The organism is Martelella sp. AMO21009, assembly GCF_053484295.1.
In genome coordinates, this window is sequence record NZ_JBAKFR010000008.1 from 1 (window position 1) to 16,913 (window position 16,913).

Annotated in this window: 19 protein-coding genes; 18 read left to right on the top strand and 1 reads right to left on the bottom strand. The window is 64.7% G+C overall.

Annotated elements, in window-relative coordinates:
• The first annotated feature begins 109 nt into the window (after positions 1–109).
• From V6766_RS11220 to V6766_RS11245, 6 genes are all read left to right on the top strand, one after another.
• Complete coding sequence (locus tag V6766_RS11220) at positions 110–1,834, top strand: ParB/RepB/Spo0J family partition protein (protein WP_448466435.1); 1,725 nt, start codon at positions 110–112, stop codon at positions 1,832–1,834.
• A 95-nt stretch (positions 1,835–1,929) separates the two neighbouring features.
• The gene (locus V6766_RS11225; protein ID WP_448466437.1) at positions 1,930–2,346 is read left to right on the top strand and encodes a hypothetical protein; all 417 of its coding nucleotides are present in this window, start codon (positions 1,930–1,932) and stop codon (positions 2,344–2,346) included.
• Positions 2,343–2,600: a DUF6117 family protein gene (locus V6766_RS11230; protein ID WP_448466439.1), complete on the top strand. Its 258-nt coding sequence runs from the start codon at positions 2,343–2,345 to the stop codon at positions 2,598–2,600. The genes V6766_RS11225 and V6766_RS11230 overlap by 4 nt, the downstream gene beginning before the upstream one ends.
• Positions 2,601–2,774: 174 nt before the next feature.
• Positions 2,775–7,082 (top strand): strawberry notch-like NTP hydrolase domain-containing protein, encoded by a 4,308-nt coding sequence (locus V6766_RS11235; protein WP_448466441.1) that lies wholly within the window; start codon positions 2,775–2,777, stop codon positions 7,080–7,082.
• Positions 7,082–8,119 (top strand): DUF7146 domain-containing protein, encoded by a 1,038-nt coding sequence (locus V6766_RS11240; RefSeq protein WP_448466443.1) that lies wholly within the window; start codon positions 7,082–7,084, stop codon positions 8,117–8,119. The genes V6766_RS11235 and V6766_RS11240 overlap by 1 nt, the downstream gene beginning before the upstream one ends.
• A gap of 312 nt (positions 8,120–8,431) precedes the next feature.
• Positions 8,432–9,355, top strand: a complete 924-nt coding sequence (locus V6766_RS11245) for a DUF2493 domain-containing protein (RefSeq protein ID WP_448466445.1) — start codon at positions 8,432–8,434, stop codon at positions 9,353–9,355.
• Between the two features lie 33 nt (positions 9,356–9,388).
• On the opposite strand, the gene V6766_RS11250 is transcribed toward V6766_RS11245, so the two are convergent.
• Positions 9,389–10,222, bottom strand: a complete 834-nt coding sequence (locus V6766_RS11250) for an RES family NAD+ phosphorylase (protein ID WP_448466447.1) — start codon at positions 10,220–10,222, stop codon at positions 9,389–9,391.
• A gap of 712 nt (positions 10,223–10,934) precedes the next feature.
• Here V6766_RS11250 and V6766_RS11255 point away from each other — a divergent pair.
• The 12 genes from V6766_RS11255 to V6766_RS11310 all read left to right on the top strand — a co-directional run bounded on the left by V6766_RS11255 (position 10,935) and on the right by V6766_RS11310 (position 16,909).
• Positions 10,935–11,261 (top strand): DUF736 domain-containing protein, encoded by a 327-nt coding sequence (locus V6766_RS11255; RefSeq protein WP_173186699.1) that lies wholly within the window; start codon positions 10,935–10,937, stop codon positions 11,259–11,261.
• Between the two features lie 189 nt (positions 11,262–11,450).
• Complete coding sequence (locus V6766_RS11260) at positions 11,451–11,705, top strand: helix-turn-helix domain-containing protein (RefSeq protein WP_114215823.1); 255 nt, start codon at positions 11,451–11,453, stop codon at positions 11,703–11,705.
• Positions 11,706–11,840: 135 nt separating this feature from the next.
• Entirely contained in the window at positions 11,841–12,107 is a 267-nt protein-coding gene (locus V6766_RS11265; RefSeq protein ID WP_200334603.1) for a DNA -binding domain-containing protein, read from the top strand.
• 118 nt (positions 12,108–12,225) lie between these two features.
• Positions 12,226–12,450 (top strand): transcriptional regulator domain-containing protein, encoded by a 225-nt coding sequence (locus V6766_RS11270; protein ID WP_201766666.1) that lies wholly within the window; start codon positions 12,226–12,228, stop codon positions 12,448–12,450.
• Between the two features lie 223 nt (positions 12,451–12,673).
• Positions 12,674–13,000, top strand: coding sequence for a DUF2285 domain-containing protein (locus tag V6766_RS11275; protein WP_353389893.1), 327 nt, complete (start codon positions 12,674–12,676; stop codon positions 12,998–13,000).
• Between the two features lie 140 nt (positions 13,001–13,140).
• A complete protein-coding gene (locus tag V6766_RS11280) occupies positions 13,141–13,422 on the top strand; it encodes a helix-turn-helix transcriptional regulator (protein ID WP_448466451.1) in 282 nt (93 codons plus the stop codon).
• A gap of 10 nt (positions 13,423–13,432) precedes the next feature.
• Positions 13,433–14,320, top strand: a complete 888-nt coding sequence (locus tag V6766_RS11285) for a replication initiator protein A (RefSeq protein ID WP_448466453.1) — start codon at positions 13,433–13,435, stop codon at positions 14,318–14,320.
• A 211-nt stretch (positions 14,321–14,531) separates the two neighbouring features.
• Complete coding sequence (parA, locus tag V6766_RS11290; protein WP_448466455.1) at positions 14,532–15,185, top strand: ParA family partition ATPase; 654 nt, start codon at positions 14,532–14,534, stop codon at positions 15,183–15,185.
• Positions 15,182–15,433: a hypothetical protein gene (locus V6766_RS11295; protein ID WP_448466457.1), complete on the top strand. Its 252-nt coding sequence runs from the start codon at positions 15,182–15,184 to the stop codon at positions 15,431–15,433. The genes parA and V6766_RS11295 overlap by 4 nt, the downstream gene beginning before the upstream one ends.
• Complete coding sequence (locus V6766_RS11300; RefSeq protein ID WP_448466459.1) at positions 15,430–15,951, top strand: DUF2840 domain-containing protein; 522 nt, start codon at positions 15,430–15,432, stop codon at positions 15,949–15,951. The genes V6766_RS11295 and V6766_RS11300 overlap by 4 nt, the downstream gene beginning before the upstream one ends.
• The gene (locus V6766_RS11305) at positions 15,948–16,493 is read left to right on the top strand and encodes a S26 family signal peptidase (protein WP_448466461.1); all 546 of its coding nucleotides are present in this window, start codon (positions 15,948–15,950) and stop codon (positions 16,491–16,493) included. The genes V6766_RS11300 and V6766_RS11305 overlap by 4 nt, the downstream gene beginning before the upstream one ends.
• Positions 16,494–16,561: 68 nt before the next feature.
• Entirely contained in the window at positions 16,562–16,909 is a 348-nt protein-coding gene (locus V6766_RS11310; RefSeq protein ID WP_448466463.1) for a DUF736 domain-containing protein, read from the top strand.
• Positions 16,910–16,913: the final 4 nt, after the last annotated feature.

Genomic DNA, 16,913 nt, shown 5'->3' on the forward strand with positions numbered 1-16,913 from the left:
GAAGTCCTTAGAATCAGCGTTATCCAGCCAAAAGGACACTTGACGCATAACCTAAAATATGCACCCTCTCGATCAATTCCGGGCCTTTCAGGACATGTGCACCAAAGGCATGACCGAGGAAGAGATCGCCGCCGCCTTCTTCGTTTCGGCCCAGGTCGTGAAGCAGCGGCTCCGGCTTGCCTCTGTCTCGCCGGCGCTGCTCGACATCTATGCCGAGGACGGCATGACGCTGGAGCAGCTCATGGCCTTCACGGTTTCCGGCGACCATGACCGCCAGCAGCAGGTCTGGGATGCCGTGAAGGATTCCTGGTCGAAGGAGCCCTATCAGATCCGCCGGATGCTGACCGATACCACGGTCCGGGCCTCCGACAAGCGCGCCGTTTTCGTCGGCCTCGACGCCTATGAGGTGGCCGGCGGCATCATCATGCGCGACCTGTTCCAGTCCGACGATGGCGGCTGGCTGCAAGACGTGGCGCTGCTCGACCGGCTGGTCGCCGAGAAGCTGAAGGCCGAAGCCGACACAGTTGCAGCCGAAGGCTGGAAGTGGATCGAGGTCGCCGTCAGCTTTCCGTATGGCGCGACCCATGGCCTGCGGGCGCTGGAAGGCGAGCCGCTCGACCTGACTACCAATGAACAGGCGACGATCGCAGCCCTGAACGCTGAATATCAGAAGCTCGAAGCCGAGTATGAAGGCGTTGACGACCTGCCGGAAGAGGTCGATCAGCGTCTCGGCGAGATCGAGACAGCCCTTGCGGCCTTCGATGAGCGTCCCATCCGCTTCGAGCCCGCCGACATCGCCCGCGCCGGCGTCTTCGTCAGCGTCGGCCATGACGGCCGGCTCGACATCGAACGCGGCTATGTCCGCCCCGAGGACGAGGCGCCCGAACCGGTGCACGACATCGAGGACGGCGAGACCGGCGAGGTTCAGCATGATCCGGCTGATCCGCGTGTGCAGCGCGCCGTCATCACCATCGGCGGCGAACCGGCCGACAGCGAAGACGAGGAGGAAGAGGCGATCAGGCCGCTGCCCGACCGTCTGGTCACCGAGTTGACCGCGCACCGGACGCTGGCGCTGCGCAACGCGCTGGCTGAGCATCCGCATGTCGCCATGACCGCGTTGCTGCACAAGCTGGTCTCGGACACCTTCCAGCATCGCATGTGCAAGGGCGCGCTGGAGGCGAGCGTCAATCACATCTTCTTCCCCGTGCAGGACGAGGGGCTGAATGACAGCCCATCGGCTCGTGCGGTGCAGGAGCGTAACGAGGCTTGGGCAGGCGACATCCCCGCCGAAGACCAGGCGCTGTGGGACTGGCTGGCCGGGCTCGACGATACCAGCCGCATGGCGCTGCTCGCCCATTGCGTCAGCTATGGCGTCAACGCCCTCTACGAGAAGCCCAACCCCTATGGCGGCAACGGCGTCTCGCAGCACACGCTGGACATGCGGCTCGCTCAGGCTGACCGGCTGGCGCGCGCGACCGGTCTCGACATGGTCGAGGTCGGCTGGCGGCCCACGGTCGGCAACTATCTCGGCCGGGTCACCAAGCCGCGCATCCTCGAAGCGGTACGCGAGGGTGCGGGCGAGCAGGCCGCGCAGCTCATCGACCATCTGAAGAAGGGTGACATGGCACGGGAAGCCGAGCGCCTGCTGGCCGACACCGGTTGGCTCCCGGAGCCCCTGCGCCTGGCAGCCGAGGCCGAAACCGCCACGCCCGACGTCGACGCGGGTGCTGAGGATGACGGGGCCGACCTGCCAGCCTTCCTCACCGAGGGCGATGAGGATGAAGACGTCACCGCGGACGAGGACGACGAAGTCCACGCCATCGCGGCCGAATGATCACAGGAGGCGGGGTGGCTCCAGCCGCTCCGCCCCATTCCCCTCTCATCGAGCCCGGCCATCGCGCCGGGCTCCTTTCGTTTCAGGAGCCTGACATGGCCGACTACTTCACTCATTTCTCGTGCCTTCTCGATGTCGGCACGCCTCAGAACGCCGCTCGGGCGCTCGATCTCTACAACGTCCTTTCGGAGGAAGGCGTCTCGGAGGAACCGCCTTCAGACGGGTTCCTGCTCTCGATCCAGCCCGAACATGGCGGCACGAACCTCTGGATGCGCGATGACGTCACCGGCGATCCCGAGCGGCTGATCCAGTTCGTCAAACGGTGCGCTGTGGAATTCGGTCTCACCGGCCGCTGGGGCTTTCAATACGCCAATACCTGCTCGAAATCTCGGCTCGATGGTTTCGGCGGCGGCGCGCATGTCCTCGATCTCGCCACGGGCGAGACCGTCGACTGGACTTACACCGATGGCTGGCTTGCCGAGCTTCTCTCTGGCGATGGAGAATGGACATGAGCATCCCCGACCATGCTAGGTGCAATTTCCAGACGCTGCTGCGCGCGGCGGCGGATGGCAATCTCGCGCTCATGGAATGCCTCGACGCCGAGACCGGCGCCCATCGCTATGTCATCTGCGCCGTTGGGCGCGATAGCGGAGATTATGTCTTCACTCCCTTCGGCCATCTCGCCGTCGACAATCCCTATGACGCCTATCTGCCACCTGATCCTGACGATCCGGGCGGTTTCTTGCGGCCCGAAGCGCCATCATAGTTGTGGTAGCCAGCCCCCTTCCCCCCGATCGGCAAAGCGCCCCGCCTCGCGGCTGGGCGCTTTTTTCATGCCCGCCTTCGAGAGTGAGAGGCCCGCCGGGGCGGAATGAGTCCGGGGGTTCGAGAGAGAGCGCCGGCCGGACTTATCCGTTCACGCTCTTTCGAGGATCTCCCGATGACTGTCTTTTTACCCGTGGCCGCTCCAACAGCGCCCGTCGCCCGTGGGCCTGCCATCCTGTCGGCAGCCCAGAACCTGCTCGGCCATCTCGAACGCGGCGAGCGCATCGATACGCCGCTGCTGCGTGCGGTGATAGAAACCGCGTTCTGCGCTTCCGATTCCGCTGGCGCATGGGATTGGAAGACCGCCTACGAAGCCTGCGAGGTCGCCGCCGTCCTGTTCCTGCGGAAATTCGGACGCGCACTTTTCCGCAAATCCGTGTCTCCGGCGGCACGGCTCTCCACGCTAGCGAAAGTCGCGGCGCTTTTGCCCACCCATACTCGCCGATCCGAGGAATCTCAGGAGCTCCAGCAATTCTCGACACCAGTGCCGCTTGGCCTCGCTGTGGTGACGGCGGCGGCGATCACGCCGGACGACATCGTGCTGGAGCCTTCAGCTGGCACTGGCCTGCTCGCCATTCTCGCATCGATGGTCGGCGGATCGCTGATCCTCAACGAATTGGCCGACCTTCGTGCAGATCTACTCGCTTCGCTCTTTCCGGCCGTCACTGTCACGCGGTTCGACGCCGCGCAGATCGACGATCACCTTGCCCCTGCCGCCACTCCCTCCGTCGTCATCATGAATCCGCCATTCTCGGCCATGACCAATGTCTCCGGCCGCGTTGCTGACGCCGGCTTTCGCCACATCGCCTCGGCCCTGAACCGGCTTGCGCCCGGTGGCCGGCTCGTGGCGATCACCGGAGCCAATGTCGGGCCGGACACGCCTAATTGGCGCAGTGCGTTCGAGCGCCTGCAGAAACGGAGCACTGTCGTCTTCTCCGCGGCAATTGCCGGCTCGGTCTATGCCAAGCACGGAACGACCTTCGCGACACGGCTGACCGTCATCGACAAGATGCCGGCTGGCGATCCGGCCACCTTTCCGACGTCGCCCGGCATGGCGCCCGATGTCGCCACGCTGCTCGGTTGGATCGAGCGCGACACGCCGGTCCGTCCACCCGTCGCCCTGCCAGCGATCCCCGTGCCGCTCTCGGCCGCGCCCCCGAAATCCGTGCGCGGCTATCTTGCCCGCACCGCAACGTCACTTCCGGCGGCGCCGATCGGCATCGACCCCGATGGTGTTAAGCTTGGCTACGAGACCGTGGACTGGACGCCAGCCGAGGGCGCGCATCTGACCGACGCGATCTATGAAGAATACGGATTGCAGTCGATCCGAATTCCTGGCGCGCAGGCCCACCCGACCAAGCTCGTCCAGTCCGCCGCCATGGCGAGCATCGCGCCGCCGAAGCCGGGCTATCGGCCGACCCTACCGGCGAACATCCTGGCTCTCTTGTCCGACGCCCAGCTTGAGACGGTGATCTATGCCGGCGAGGCCCACAGCGATTATCTCGCCGGATCGTGGACGGTCGACGAGACCTTCGATGTCGTGAAGGCCGCACCCGCCGAAGCGCCCGACACCATTCGATTCCGCCGCGGCTTCATGCTCGGCGACGGCACCGGCGCCGGGAAAGGCCGCCAGTCGGCCGGCATCATCCTCGACAATTGGCTCCAGGGCCGGCGCAAGGCGGTCTGGATCTCAAAGTCCGACAAGCTGATCGAGGACGCACAACGCGACTGGTCCGCGCTCGGCATGGAACGCCTGCTGGTCACACCGCTGTCGCGGTTCCCCCAAGGGCGCCCGATCACGCTGTCGGAAGGCGTCCTATTTGCAACCTACGCCACGCTGCGGTCCGATGACCGTGGCGAGAAGGTTTCGCGCGTCCGACAGATCGTCGATTGGTTGGGCTCCGATTTCGACGGAGTGATCATTTTCGACGAGAGCCACGCGATGCAGAACGCCGGCGGCGGCAAGGGAGAACGGGGCGACGTCGCCCCATCGCAGCAAGGTCGCGCCGGCCTACGGCTTCAGCATGCCATGCCGAATGCCCGCGTCGTCTATGTCTCCGCCACTGGCGCCACCACCGTCCACAATCTCGCTTATGCCCAGCGGCTCGGCCTTTGGGGCGGCGACGATTTTCCCTTCGCCACGCGCGCGGAATTCGTGGAGGCCATCGAGGACGGCGGCGTTGCAGCGATGGAGGTGTTGGCGCGCGACCTGCGTTCGCTCGGACTCTACACTGCCCGTTCGCTCTCCTACGACGGCGTGGAATACGAATTGGTCGAGCACGCGCTGATCGATGAGCAACGCCGCATCTACGACGCTTATGCCGGCGCGTTCGCCATCATCCACAACCATCTCGACGCGGCGATGCAGGCCGCCAACATCACCGGGTCGACCGGCACGCTGAACCGGCAGGCGAAATCCGCCGCCCGCTCGGCCTTCGAATCCGCGAAGCAGCGCTTCTTCGGGCATCTGCTGACCTCGATGAAGACGCCGACCCTGATCGGCTCCATCGAGCACGACCTGGCGGCGGGCCATACCGCTGTCGTGCAGATCGTGTCGACCGGCGAGGCATTGATGGAACGTCGCCTGGCCGAGATCCCGACCGATGAGTGGAACGACGTGCGCGTCGACATCACGCCGCGCGAATATGTTCTCGACTATCTCGCCCATTCCTTCCCGGTGCAGCTCTACGAGCCGTTCACCGATGGCGAGGGCAATCTGTCGTCTCGCCCCGTCTATCGCGATGGCCAGCCCGTCGAGAGCCGCGAAGCCGTCGCCCGCCGCGACGAACTGATCGAGCGCCTCGCGTCGCTTCCGCCCGTGCCGGGCGCGCTCGACCAGATCGTCCAACGCTTCGGCACCGATATGGTAGCCGAGGTGACGGGCCGCTCGCGGCGGATCGTCCGGAAGGGCGACCGTCTGGCCGTGGAGAACCGCGCGCCATCAGCCAACCTCGCCGAAACCGCCGCCTTCATGGATGACCTGAAGCGCATCCTCGTCTTCTCGGACGCGGGCGGCACCGGCCGCAGCTACCATGCGGATCTGTCGGCGAAGAACCAGCGGCTGCGCGTGCATTACCTGCTCGAACCGGGCTGGAAAGCCGACGCGGCGATCCAGGGGCTGGGCCGCACCAACCGCACGAACCAGGCGCAGCCGCCCTTGTTCCGTCCAATCGCGACCGACGTGAAAGCGGAAAAGCGCTTCCTCAGCACGATCGCGCGCCGGCTCGACACGCTCGGTGCGATCACACGCGGGCAACGCCAGACAGGTGGCCAGGGCCTGTTCCGGCCCGAGGACAATCTGGAATCCTGCTACGCCCGCGATGCGCTGCGCCAGCTCTATCTCCTGATCGTGCGCGGCAAGATCGAAGGCTGCTCGCTCCATCGCTTCGAAACCGCCACCGGCCTCAAGCTGATGGACGACAACGGCATCAAGGACGAGCTGCCGCCGATCACCACCTTCCTCAACCGGCTGCTGGCGCTGACTATTGAGCTGCAGGGCATTCTCTTCACCGCCTTCGAACAGCTTCTCGATGCGAAGGTGTCGGGCGCGATCGCCAGCGGCGTCTACGACGTTGGCCTCGAAACCCTGACGGCGGAGAGCTTCGTCGTCACCGATCGCACGACCATCTACACGCACCCAGCATCGGGCGCGCAGACCCGACTGCTGACCATCACCCAGCGGACTCGCAATCGCCCGCTGTCGCTCGACGACGCGCTCGGCTGGCTAGACGATCGCGGGGCGAAGCTGCTGGTGAACGAACGATCCGGGCGCGCCGCCGTGCAGATCCCTGCACCGTCGCTGATGCTCGACGATGGCGAGATCGAACGTCGCGTTCGGCTGATCCGGCCGATGGAGCACCACCACGCTTCGTTGAAGTCGATGGCGGAAAGCCATTGGCAGGAGGCCGACCGCAGCACCTTCGCCGCAGCCTGGTCCGACGAACTCGCCGATGTGCCCGCCTACAGCGACAGCACCATCCACATCGTCGCCGGATTGCTGCTGCCGGTGTGGAAGCGCCTGCCGAACGAGTCGACCCGCGTTTACCGGCTTCAGACCGACGATGGGGAACGCATCATCGGCCGCCGCGTCTCGCCGGCCTGGGCCGCAAACGCCGCCTCGACCGGCACGACCAGCCTGTCGGCCGACGACGCCTATGCGGCTCTGATTGACGGGCGGACGATCCTCGACCTCGCGGAAGGGCTTCAGCTTCGCCGCGTGCGTGTCATGGGCGCCAACCGCATCGAGCTATCCGGCTTCACCGAGGCCATGCGGGATCGCCTTCGCGCCTATGGCCTCTTCACCGAGATCATCTCCTGGTCGCTGCGGTTCTTTGTTCCGATCGACAGCACGGGACCGACCGTGCTCGACAAGCTGCTCGACACCTATCCGGTGGCCCGGATCGGCGAGCGGGAGGCCGCGTAATGGCCCGCCGCGACGCTTCCGACCTCGCAACCCGTCTCGGCCTGCAGGCCGAGGCGGTGTGCAAACGCTATCTCGGCGCCGGTCGCCGCCAGGGAAACTATTGGCAGGTTGGCGATGTTCGCAACACGCCGGGCCAGTCGATGTTCGTGCGCCTGAAGGACACCGCCAAAGGCCCCGCCGGCAAATGGACGGATGCCGCGACGGGCGAGCATGGCGATCTGCTCGACGTGATCCGTGAATCGCTGGGCCTCATCGACTTCGCGGATGTCGCCGAGGAGGCCCGCCTGTTCCTTAGCATGCCTCCCGATCCCGAACCGCAACTGGGGCAGCACGCGCGCACGCCGGCACCATCAGGGTCGACCGAAGCCGCACACCGGCTCATCGCGATGTGCCAGCCGATCGGCGGGACGCTCGTGGAAGCGTATTTGCGCGGACGCGGCATTACGGCTTTGCACGGATGCGGAAGCCTGCGCTTCCATTCCCGGTGCTACTATCGGCCCGACGAGCACAGCCCGACCGAGACCTGGCCGGCCATGGTCGCCGCCGTCACCGATCTCACCGACAAGATCACCGGCGCGCATCGGACCTGGCTCGCGCCCGACGGTTCAGACAAGGCGCCAATCGACATCCAGCGTAAGGCGATGGGCGACCTTCTTGGGCACGCGGTCCGCTTCGGGCTCTCCGGCGACGTACTGGCGGCCGGCGAAGGGATCGAAAGCGTCCTATCGGCTCGTGAGGTCATGCCCGGCATGCCGGCGGCTGCGGCACTCTCCGCGGCGCACCTCGCCGCCATCCAGTTCCACGATGCACTGCGCCGGCTCTATATCGTGCGCGACAATGATCGCGCCGGGGACGGTGCGAGGAACACGCTGATCGAACGGGCGAACGCGGTCGGGATCGAGGCGATTGCCCTGTCACCCATGCTCGGGGACTTCAACGAGGATCTCCGCACCTATGGCCGTGACACGCTGATGGCGCATATCCGGGTGCAGCTCGCACCGCAGGACGTCGCCCGCTTCATGCTCCTGGCGGCGTAGACCGGCGACTGAACGGCGGCGGCGCGCGGCCGCCGTCATACTCGCACGGATGCACGGCCCCTTGGAGAGGACCGCGCCTCGGCCTTCGAGAGGGCGATCGGCCCACAAGCGGCTCGGACAGGCAATGCCTGCGGCCGACTATTTTCCGGCGGCGGCCGAGGCCGCCTTTCCATCGCGAAACAAAATAGCCGGCCTCCGGCATCCTCCGCGTTGCTCCGGCCCGGCGCCCGCGCCGGGTGCAGGTCCGCTCCGCCCGTGGGCTCCGTCGCCATGAAGGCCGCGACGGTCGCGGTCCAGCCAAGGGAGCATCCCATGAGCGAGCACGACGACTACGAACCCCACCACGAATCGTCACCCACCGATCACGTCCTCAACGAACTCCAGCTCCACGGCTACCGCCCCTTCGCCGACGAGCCGGATCAGCGTCTCCTGCCAGACGGCAATCAGGTCACGGGCGCTGTCGCAGACATCTTCGACGCCCTGATCTCGACCCTGGAGGACACCCGCCTCGAACCCGACCTCGACGATCTCCTGTGGTCGACCGTCAACATCTTCCACCGCGCCACCGAACGGATCGCTCGCGAACTCGACGACAACGAGCAGGCGCAGAAACGCTCACAGCGGCAGCAGGACGGCAGCGAGGTGAAGTCGGTCGAACTCGAGCGCCAGATCGCGGAGGGCAAGACTCTCATCGAACGGCAGAACGCTTTCGAACTGATGCGCGACCAGGCCGCCGAACACTACGAGCGCCAGATCGGCAAACCCTGGCTTCCTCGCACTGGCTCAAAGGTCAACCATCGCAACCTGACCTCCGCGATGATCGACAGCCGCGACTTCCTCATGGCTAGGAAGCGCGCCGAGCAAGAAGTCCTCCTCCCTCCCGGCCCGAAGATCGTCGTCACCGGCGGACTCGACTTCGATGACCACCAGCTGATCTGGGCCAAGCTCGATCAGGTCCACGAGAAGCACTCCGACATGGTGCTGATCCACGGCAAATCCCCGAAGGGTGCCGAGAAGATCGCTTCGCTCTGGGCCAAGAACCGCAACGTACCGCAAATCGGCTTCGCACCGGACTGGACGAAGCACGGTCGCGCCGCGCCCTTCAAGCGCAACGATGACATCTTGGCGATCGTCCCGAAGGGCGTAATGCACTTCCCCGGCACCGGCATCAACGACAACCTCGCCGACAAGGCCAAGAAACTCGGCATCCCGGTCTGGAAGTTCGGCGGCGCGTGAGCGCCGCCCGATCTGCACCGAGCTAAACGAAAACTACTCTTCCTGCTCTGAATTCAAATGCTTCGTCGCAAACCAGCGGTTGCCGATTTCCTTGAAAGCGACCTCAATGCCAGTTATTTCATACGGGGCACAATTGATTGCGTCGGCGGCGTCCGGGCTGAATAGGACAATATTGAAGCCTTTTTCGCCGAACTGGCTCTTATAGACTATGGCCTCATAACCGCTGTCTCGAAAGAGTTCCGCCAAGATTTGCGTAGGCACGTAATCGGCGGCATCGTCGGAAACAGTGACAGGCCGGGAAAAAGCACTGTCGATGTCGACCCACACCGCTTTTTCCTTCACCTCAGCGCTCACAGGCGTCCCGTCGAGAAAGTGTCGGAGGCCGACCTCGCTGAAGGATGATTTCCCGTGACCGCGCGACAGGTCGATTGCTCTAAGTGTTCGCAACAGCTTAAACTGGGCGACTGAAACAGAAGCCCCGACCCAAGGCCTCACCTCCGAAATCGCCGTTTGTTCCGTCGTGCCGAGATAAAGAACCGGGATGCCAGCGGGATTGGCGCGTCCCTCGGTGGCTTGATTGGAACGGGGTTTCATGCGCGCAGCGCCGTACCCAGCGGGCTCTTCCCCCAGTTCGTTTCCGTCCTCATCGGTCGGCGTGTTCCAGTCAATACCCCGCTGCGCGCGGAAGAGGATCATTCCTGCTGGTAGTTCGACGTCGCGACCGCGGTTCGTAGCGCGGACAGTGGCGAGAAAGACCTCTTCCTCTCGTGTCAGCACGTACCGCCGCTCATGCCGCACGCGACGAGCGAACTTCAAATAACTATCCCATGATGCAAATTCCGGTTTCTCCGGATCATCGAGTTCCATCGAACGGTCCCCTACTTGTATTCCTTAATATAGAAAGCACAGTTTTTCAGCAAACGTCCCGCCTACGAAGGAGCTCAGCTCTGACATTCCAGGCAACAATACGGCCTGGGATCAGATCGTGGACGTTCACCCCGCTACTGGCGTTGATCCTGGGGCGGACTGATCGCATGACGCCGTCACCCCATGAAGGGTCGGCTATGCTAGCATGCCGCCGCTTTGGCTGCGACTGGGAGGTGATTGCAGCGTTGAGTCCGACACTTTGGGCGCCGGTTAGCGGGGCCCCGACGCAACAAACCATGACGTGATGGCGGGCGCTCATGACGCGGAAGAGCGTGGCGGTGGAGAAGCACATCCGGTCAGCCGGTAGGGAGGGATGAGCCGGTGAGACATCGAACAATCTCCGTGCCGGTCGTGTCAGGTCGCCATCATCTCCGTGAGACATCCGTCCGCCGACCGCTCCAAACGGCCTCTCCAATGGGCTGATCTGGCCAAAGAACAGCTTCGCCTCGACCGCCTATGCCGCAACGGCGCGTCCCGACTTTCTTCCCCTGTCGGCCAAGGCCGTCATTCCTCGCGAGGCAAGAAACTCTTGCCTGCGCCATCCTCCGCTTCGCTCCGGTCGCAAGCGATGCGTCGTCGGTCGTCTCCGGCCAACCGATCGCCATCGAGGCCGCATGGTGCGGGCTCGAAAACGGAAAACGGAGATTTGAACATGGCAACCATCGGCACCTTCAAGAAGACCGGCTCGAACGAATTCACCGGCGAAATCGTCACCCTCAGCGTCCAGGCCAAGGGCGTGCGCATCGTCCCCGACCAGCGCGCCACCGGCGAGAACGCCCCCAGCCACCGGGTCCTGGTTGGCCGCGCCGAGATCGGCGCCGCCTGGACGAAGCGCTCGGGCGAAGGCCGCGACTATCTGGGCCTCAAGCTCGACGATCCGAGCTTCAACGCCCCGATCTACGCCAACCTCTTCGACGACGAGGAAGGCGACACCCACTCGCTGATCTGGTCCCGCCCCAACCGCCGCAACGGCGACTGAGGCCCGCAGCCGCCCCGCCCGGACAATCCGGGCGGGGCCGAAGCGCTGCTGCCGCAACCGAATCAGTTAAGCCGAAACGACGGCTGAAGCTGGCCAATCAGCAGAAATAGCTTGGCTTGCGGCCTCAAGAACGACTATTATAGTCGTAGTTCTGGCGTGCGTGCCAGCGTGAGTGGGAAGTGATCATGCATGATCACCGCCCGACAATCACGGGCCGCACGCGCGTTGCTGGGTTGGACACAGGAGACGCTCGCTGACAAGGCCCAAGTATCACTGACCGCATTGAAGCGCCTCGAATCCGAAAACGGCCTCGAGGTGTATGAAACGACACGCGATCAGGTTCGTCGGGCCTTTGAAGGCAACGGCATCGTTCTCCTCACATCCGACCAGGGTGAAGGTGTTATGCTCGTCCGTGCGAAAATCGACAGTCGCAAGTCTTCGTGATTTCTGCCCGTTTGAACTGACAGGCGATACAGGCGGCGCATCGCCTGATGTGTGGCGATGCTCGCTGCTTCGCATCCAAATCCAATGGTTAACACCGGGATTTAGAACGGCTATAAATGGGTACTGGGGGACAATATGACGGACATAGATTTTCTCGACGAACCGCCGGAAAGCGCGGTGCTCACGGCATATGACCGTAAGCACATGGTTCTCTATCTGCGCCTGCTCGACGCGGCGACGGACGGCGCCGACTGGCGCGAAGCCGTCATGATCCTGTTCGGCCTCGACCCCACGAACGAGCCAGAACGTGCGCGCCATGTCCATGATACCCATCTGGCCCGCGCGCGCTGGATGACGGAGCACGGCTATCGCTTGTTGGTGCGCGAAGGCCATCTTCATTGATTAATTGCGATGCAGTCACGGCATCGCATGTTGCAACCCTCAGGGCTTCCGACCGGTATTACAATCGGGAATCATCACAGGCCGCGATACGCACGAACGATGCGAGCCTGGAGGTAACATGACTCCCGATATATCGAACTGGAGAGCATCACCGAACTACGACTATATTGATCGCCTTGTGGCGCCCGACCTCGCCTGGGAATGGTTGCGGCGCAACAGCGAGTATCAGCATGACTATTCCAAGGTCGAAGGTCAGACGGATGAGTCCGAACTGCTGGTGAACGCGGTCCGGCGACGCTGGGGCCTGCAATTTCCTTGTCCACCCTATTTTCACCGCCGTTGAGACCCCCGTCTTCTGGTCGCCAGAGGAAGACAGCAGCGTCGTCATCCTGACGGATGTTCCCTCGCTCCTTCCCTCCGACAACATTTTCATCGACGCACTCGATCCGAACGCGCCCCGCCGCGACGAAACCGGCGAGCATTTTCTCCATGATCTCGGCAACGGGCAGTCGCTGCACCTGGTCCGCCTGATTGGCGTCGATGGAGCCCGGCCGCTGGCGGCTCTTGTGCCCCTCGACGCGGACGGCCTTGATCGTGTCGAAGCGGTCAGCCGCCTCGTCAAGGCGCTTCATGGGCGCGCGGTGCCACAAGATGCCCGATTGACCGATCAGCAATTGCGCCGTGCACGCCATATGCTGCAAGCCGTCGATGGCCGGACCAGCGGCGCAAGCTACCGCGAAATTGCCGAGGCCCTCTTCGGCGTGCGTCGCGTCGCCGATCAGCCGTGGAAAACCTCCGCGCTGCGAGACACCGTCAGGGATCTCGTCCGCGACGGCCTTGCCATGATCCAGGGCGGGTATCGTCAGCTTCTTCGTCATCGCCGCCGATCCTAGCGAATTCTCCCTTTTCGGGAGGGGGGAGAATTTAGCCCTTCCATCTTCGCCCTCCCTCCTGCCGGGCCTTCTTCGCCACCGTGCTTTTCGTCCGCCGCCGATCCTCGACGGCTCTAACGAACCCCACGGAGGCTCGATCCATGCGACCCGATCTCGCCGTTTTGCCGCCGCGCTTTCTGCGCACCAAAGAGGCGGCCGAATTTCTCAGCCTGTCAGCCCGAACCCTCGAAAAACACCGGACCTATGGGACTGGCCCGGCCTACCGCAAACTCGGCGGCCGGGTCGTCTACGCGGTCGATGACCTGCAGGCCTGGACCGAACGCGGCGCCGTCACCTCGACCTCCGATCCGCGCGGCGCAGTGCTGCCCGCCAAGCGGCAAGAGCCGACGCAGCCGGCCCATGCCGGCCGTTACGCCCGCTGAGCGGTCGACCATGACGTTTCACCGTCACAGCAGCGAGCGGGATCAGCTCGATCTCTTCCGGACATTGCCCGGCGATCTCGCGCCGCGCGACGCCCAGGACCTCATGGCCTATCCGTTCTTCTCGCTCGCCAAGTCGAAGCGCCTGGCGCCGATCGACTTCAAGGCCGGGTCGATCGTCATCCGGGTCGAAGCCGTTGCCGAACACGGCATGGCGACCATCTGGGACGCCGACGTGCTGATCTGGGCGGCGTCCCAGATCGTCGAGGCGCGCGATCTGGGTCTTCGCCCGTCGCGCCTGATGGCGACGACACCCTACGAAATCCTGACCTTCATCGGCCGCGGCGTCAGCCTGCGTGATTATGACCGCCTCAAGGCGGCCCTCGATCGCCTTCAGTCGACCACCGTGGCGACATCGATCCGCCAGCCAACCGAGCGGCGGATGCATCGCTTCTCCTGGATCAACGAGTGGAAGGAGAAGGCCGACCATCGCGGCCGTCCGCTCGGGCTCGAACTGATCCTGCCCGACTGGTTCTACGCCGCCGTGCTCGACGACGCGCTCGTGCTGACCATCGACCAGGCCTATTTTGATCTGACGGGCGGGCTTGAGCGCTGGCTCTACCGGCTTGTGCGCAAGCATGGCGGCCGCCAGGAATATGGCTGGAGTTTCGATCTCCTCCATCTGCACGCCAAGTCGGGGTCGCTCTCGCCCCTGAAGCATTTCGCTTACGACCTGCGAGATATCGTCCGGCGCCAGCCGCTGCCCGGCTACCGGCTCGTGATCGAGCAGCCGTCAGGTCTTCCCGAACGCCTTTCCTTCGCTCCGACCGATCCGGCGCCCTTCGGCGTGCCCCGGCTTCGCCGTCGCCGTGCAACCTCTCGCCCTGGGGATAAGCTGTGAATAGTCTCGTGCTATCAGGGACCGCGCCTATCGTGCCATCGGGAACCCGATCCTCGTGCTATCGGGGACCGGAATCGTCGATTCCTCGCCTTGAATCAAAAGCTTGTGGCGCCCGTAACTTATCTAACCAGAATTCCTATGGAATTCTTCTAACGCACGCCGCCGTTTCTGCGATTGCGGAAAACCGCTCACCGACGATCGGGAGCGCGTCATGATCGTCGCGCTGCTCAATCAAAAAGGCGGTGTCGGCAAGACGACGTTGGCGCTGAATCTCGCCGGGGAACTGGCCCGTCGTGGTCAGCGCGTCACCCTGATCGACGCGGACCCGCAAGGTTCGGCGCTGGACTGGTCGCAGCAGCGCAGCCGCGAGGGCCTTCCCCGCCTGTTCGGCGTCGTTGGCCTGGCTCGCGACACGCTGCACCGGGACGCGCCGGAACTGGCCCGCGACGCCGATCATGTCGTCATCGACGGGCCGCCGCGTGTCGCCGCGCTGATGCGCTCGGCGCTGCTCGCCGCCGACCTGGTCCTGATCCCCGTGCAGCCGTCTCCGCTCGATGGCTGGGCTTCGGCCGAAATGCTGGCGCTCGTCACCGAGGCGCGCATCTACCGTCCGGAGCTTGCCGCCCGCTTCGTCCTGAACCGTTGCAGCGCGCGTACCGTGCTGGCGCGCGAGACGGCCGAGACGCTGGCCGATCACGATCCGCCGGTGCTCTCCAGCACCATCGGCCAGCGCATCGCCTTCGCCGCCGCTGCCCAGTCCGGCCGTCTCGTCTCGGAGCTCGACGACGACACGCCCGCCGCACGCGAGATCGCAGCACTGGCGGACGAGCTCGACCGGCTTGGCATCGGGAGGGCCGCGCGATGAGCGAGCATCCGACGCGCCGTAGCTTTGCTGCCCGTCCAGCCGATCCCGAACATTGGATCAAGGCGGCCGACACTCCGTCACGCGAGGGTGAGGCCAGCGGTTTCACCGCACGGCTCACGATCGATGTGACGCCGGAGCTGCGCGGCCGGATCAAGATCGCCGCCTTCCGTCGGGGCATCACGGTCGCTGACATGCTGCGCGACCTGCTCGCGCGCGAATTCCCCCAAACCGAAGGAGATCATCCATGACCAGCGCCGCGGTTCCCACCGCGCGCGGCGGCCCGGTGCCGCGCGCGCATTCCGCCGACAGCCTTACCCATGTCGAACTGACGCATATCGAGAAGCGGATCGAGAACTGGATCAGATTCGGCCGCGAGGTGAGCGAACAGGTGCTCGACCGCAGGCGGCGCGTCTTCTCCTACCGGCCGGGCAGCATCTTCGCCTTTGTGCGTTGGGCGGCGAACGACTTCGGCACGATCATCTCGCGCATCGACATCGTTCGCGCCGTTGAGCCAGGCGAGCCTTACCAGACGCTCCCCTTCGTGCGGCCTGGCGGCGACATCCTGCTCAAGATCGAGGGTTGGCCCAAGGTCGAACAGGTGCTCCGCCACATCGACGCGGTGGAAGCCGCCGGCATCGATGCTTGCGACGTTGCTCCCGATCACTGGCGGCATGTCGCCAACCGGATGAGCGCCGGTCATGAACCGCGCGCTTACACGGCAGACCGTCATCAGGCATGGCTGAAGCGGCGGGAGATCGAACAATGACCCGCTTCGGCTATGTTATGGCGACGTATTTCTCCGTCATGGGCGTCGTCATCGCCGCGTTCATTCCGACGCCGCTGCGCCTCGTCTGGAACGCCTCGGCCAGCGTGCCGATCGGCCTCTACGATCTCGAACGCCCAAACGACCTGGCCGTCGGCGATCTGGTCGCCGCCATGCCCGACAAGCCACTCGCCGACTTCATGGTCGAGCGCGGCTATATCGGTCGCGGCGTGCCGCTGATGAAGCGCGTCATGGGGCTTCCCGGTCAACGGGTTTGCCGCACCGGCAACGCCGTCACCGTCGATGCCGTGCCGCTCGGAGATGCCCTCGATCGCGACAGCCAAGGTCGAGAGCTGCCCGTCTGGCAGGGCTGCCGCCGCATCGCGGACGGCGACATCTTCCTGATGAATCCTGACGTGCGCGACAGCCTGGACGGCCGCTACTTCGGCCCGATCCCGGCGCGCACCGTCATCGGCAAGGCGGCGCCGATCTACACCGACGAGGCCGGTGACGGTCACTACGTCTGGCGTGCCGCCACGCGCTGATCGCTTCCCCATCGGCGGAAGCGGTGTCTGCCGATGGGTTTCCCAACGCCGCCGCCAAGGAACCCACCATGCCCCAGATCGGCCAATTCACACGCGAGACCTCCGGCTTTGTCGGGCGCATCGAGACGTTCACGCTCTTCCGCGACATCGTCATCGTTTCGGCAGAGCCGTCCGATGCCGAGAACGCGCCGGACTTCCGTATCCACGCCAGCGACGACGGCAAAGCGGAGGCCAGCCCGGAAATCGAAGCGGGCTGGAAACGCACCGGTGAACGCGCGGGCGAATATATCGCCTTGCTGATCGACGATCCGGCTTTGCCGCAGCCGATCCGCGCCAACCTGTTCCGTGACGACGATGCGGGAAGCGCATGGTCGCTGCACTGGAGCCGCCCGCAGGCGCGCGGCAGGAAGGACTGACGCC

Bases quoted from the DNA above. Each gene is read 5' to 3' on its own strand.
- V6766_RS11280 (WP_448466451.1), top strand. From the start codon at position 13,141: ATGCGACCCGATCTCGCCGTTTTGCCGCCGCGCTTTCTGCGCACCAAA.
- V6766_RS11255 (WP_173186699.1), top strand. From the start codon at position 10,935: ATGGCAACCATCGGCACCTTCAAGAAGACCGGCTCGAACGAATTCACC.
- V6766_RS11265 (WP_200334603.1), top strand. From the start codon at position 11,841: ATGACGGACATAGATTTTCTCGACGAACCGCCGGAAAGCGCGGTGCTC.
- V6766_RS11295 (WP_448466457.1), top strand. From the start codon at position 15,182: ATGAGCGAGCATCCGACGCGCCGTAGCTTTGCTGCCCGTCCAGCCGAT.
- V6766_RS11240 (WP_448466443.1), top strand. From the start codon at position 7,082: ATGGCCCGCCGCGACGCTTCCGACCTCGCAACCCGTCTCGGCCTGCAG.
- parA (WP_448466455.1), top strand. From the start codon at position 14,532: ATGATCGTCGCGCTGCTCAATCAAAAAGGCGGTGTCGGCAAGACGACG.
- V6766_RS11230 (WP_448466439.1), top strand. From the start codon at position 2,343: ATGAGCATCCCCGACCATGCTAGGTGCAATTTCCAGACGCTGCTGCGC.
- V6766_RS11220 (WP_448466435.1), top strand. From the start codon at position 110: ATGACCGAGGAAGAGATCGCCGCCGCCTTCTTCGTTTCGGCCCAGGTC.
- V6766_RS11235 (WP_448466441.1), top strand. From the start codon at position 2,775: ATGACTGTCTTTTTACCCGTGGCCGCTCCAACAGCGCCCGTCGCCCGT.
- V6766_RS11285 (WP_448466453.1), top strand. From the start codon at position 13,433: ATGACGTTTCACCGTCACAGCAGCGAGCGGGATCAGCTCGATCTCTTC.
- V6766_RS11300 (WP_448466459.1), top strand. From the start codon at position 15,430: ATGACCAGCGCCGCGGTTCCCACCGCGCGCGGCGGCCCGGTGCCGCGC.
- V6766_RS11270 (WP_201766666.1), top strand. From the start codon at position 12,226: ATGACTCCCGATATATCGAACTGGAGAGCATCACCGAACTACGACTAT.
- V6766_RS11250 (WP_448466447.1), bottom strand. From the start codon at position 10,222: ATGGAACTCGATGATCCGGAGAAACCGGAATTTGCATCATGGGATAGT.
- V6766_RS11245 (WP_448466445.1), top strand. From the start codon at position 8,432: ATGAGCGAGCACGACGACTACGAACCCCACCACGAATCGTCACCCACC.
- V6766_RS11260 (WP_114215823.1), top strand. From the start codon at position 11,451: ATGATCACCGCCCGACAATCACGGGCCGCACGCGCGTTGCTGGGTTGG.
- V6766_RS11305 (WP_448466461.1), top strand. From the start codon at position 15,948: ATGACCCGCTTCGGCTATGTTATGGCGACGTATTTCTCCGTCATGGGC.
- V6766_RS11225 (WP_448466437.1), top strand. From the start codon at position 1,930: ATGGCCGACTACTTCACTCATTTCTCGTGCCTTCTCGATGTCGGCACG.
- V6766_RS11310 (WP_448466463.1), top strand. From the start codon at position 16,562: ATGCCCCAGATCGGCCAATTCACACGCGAGACCTCCGGCTTTGTCGGG.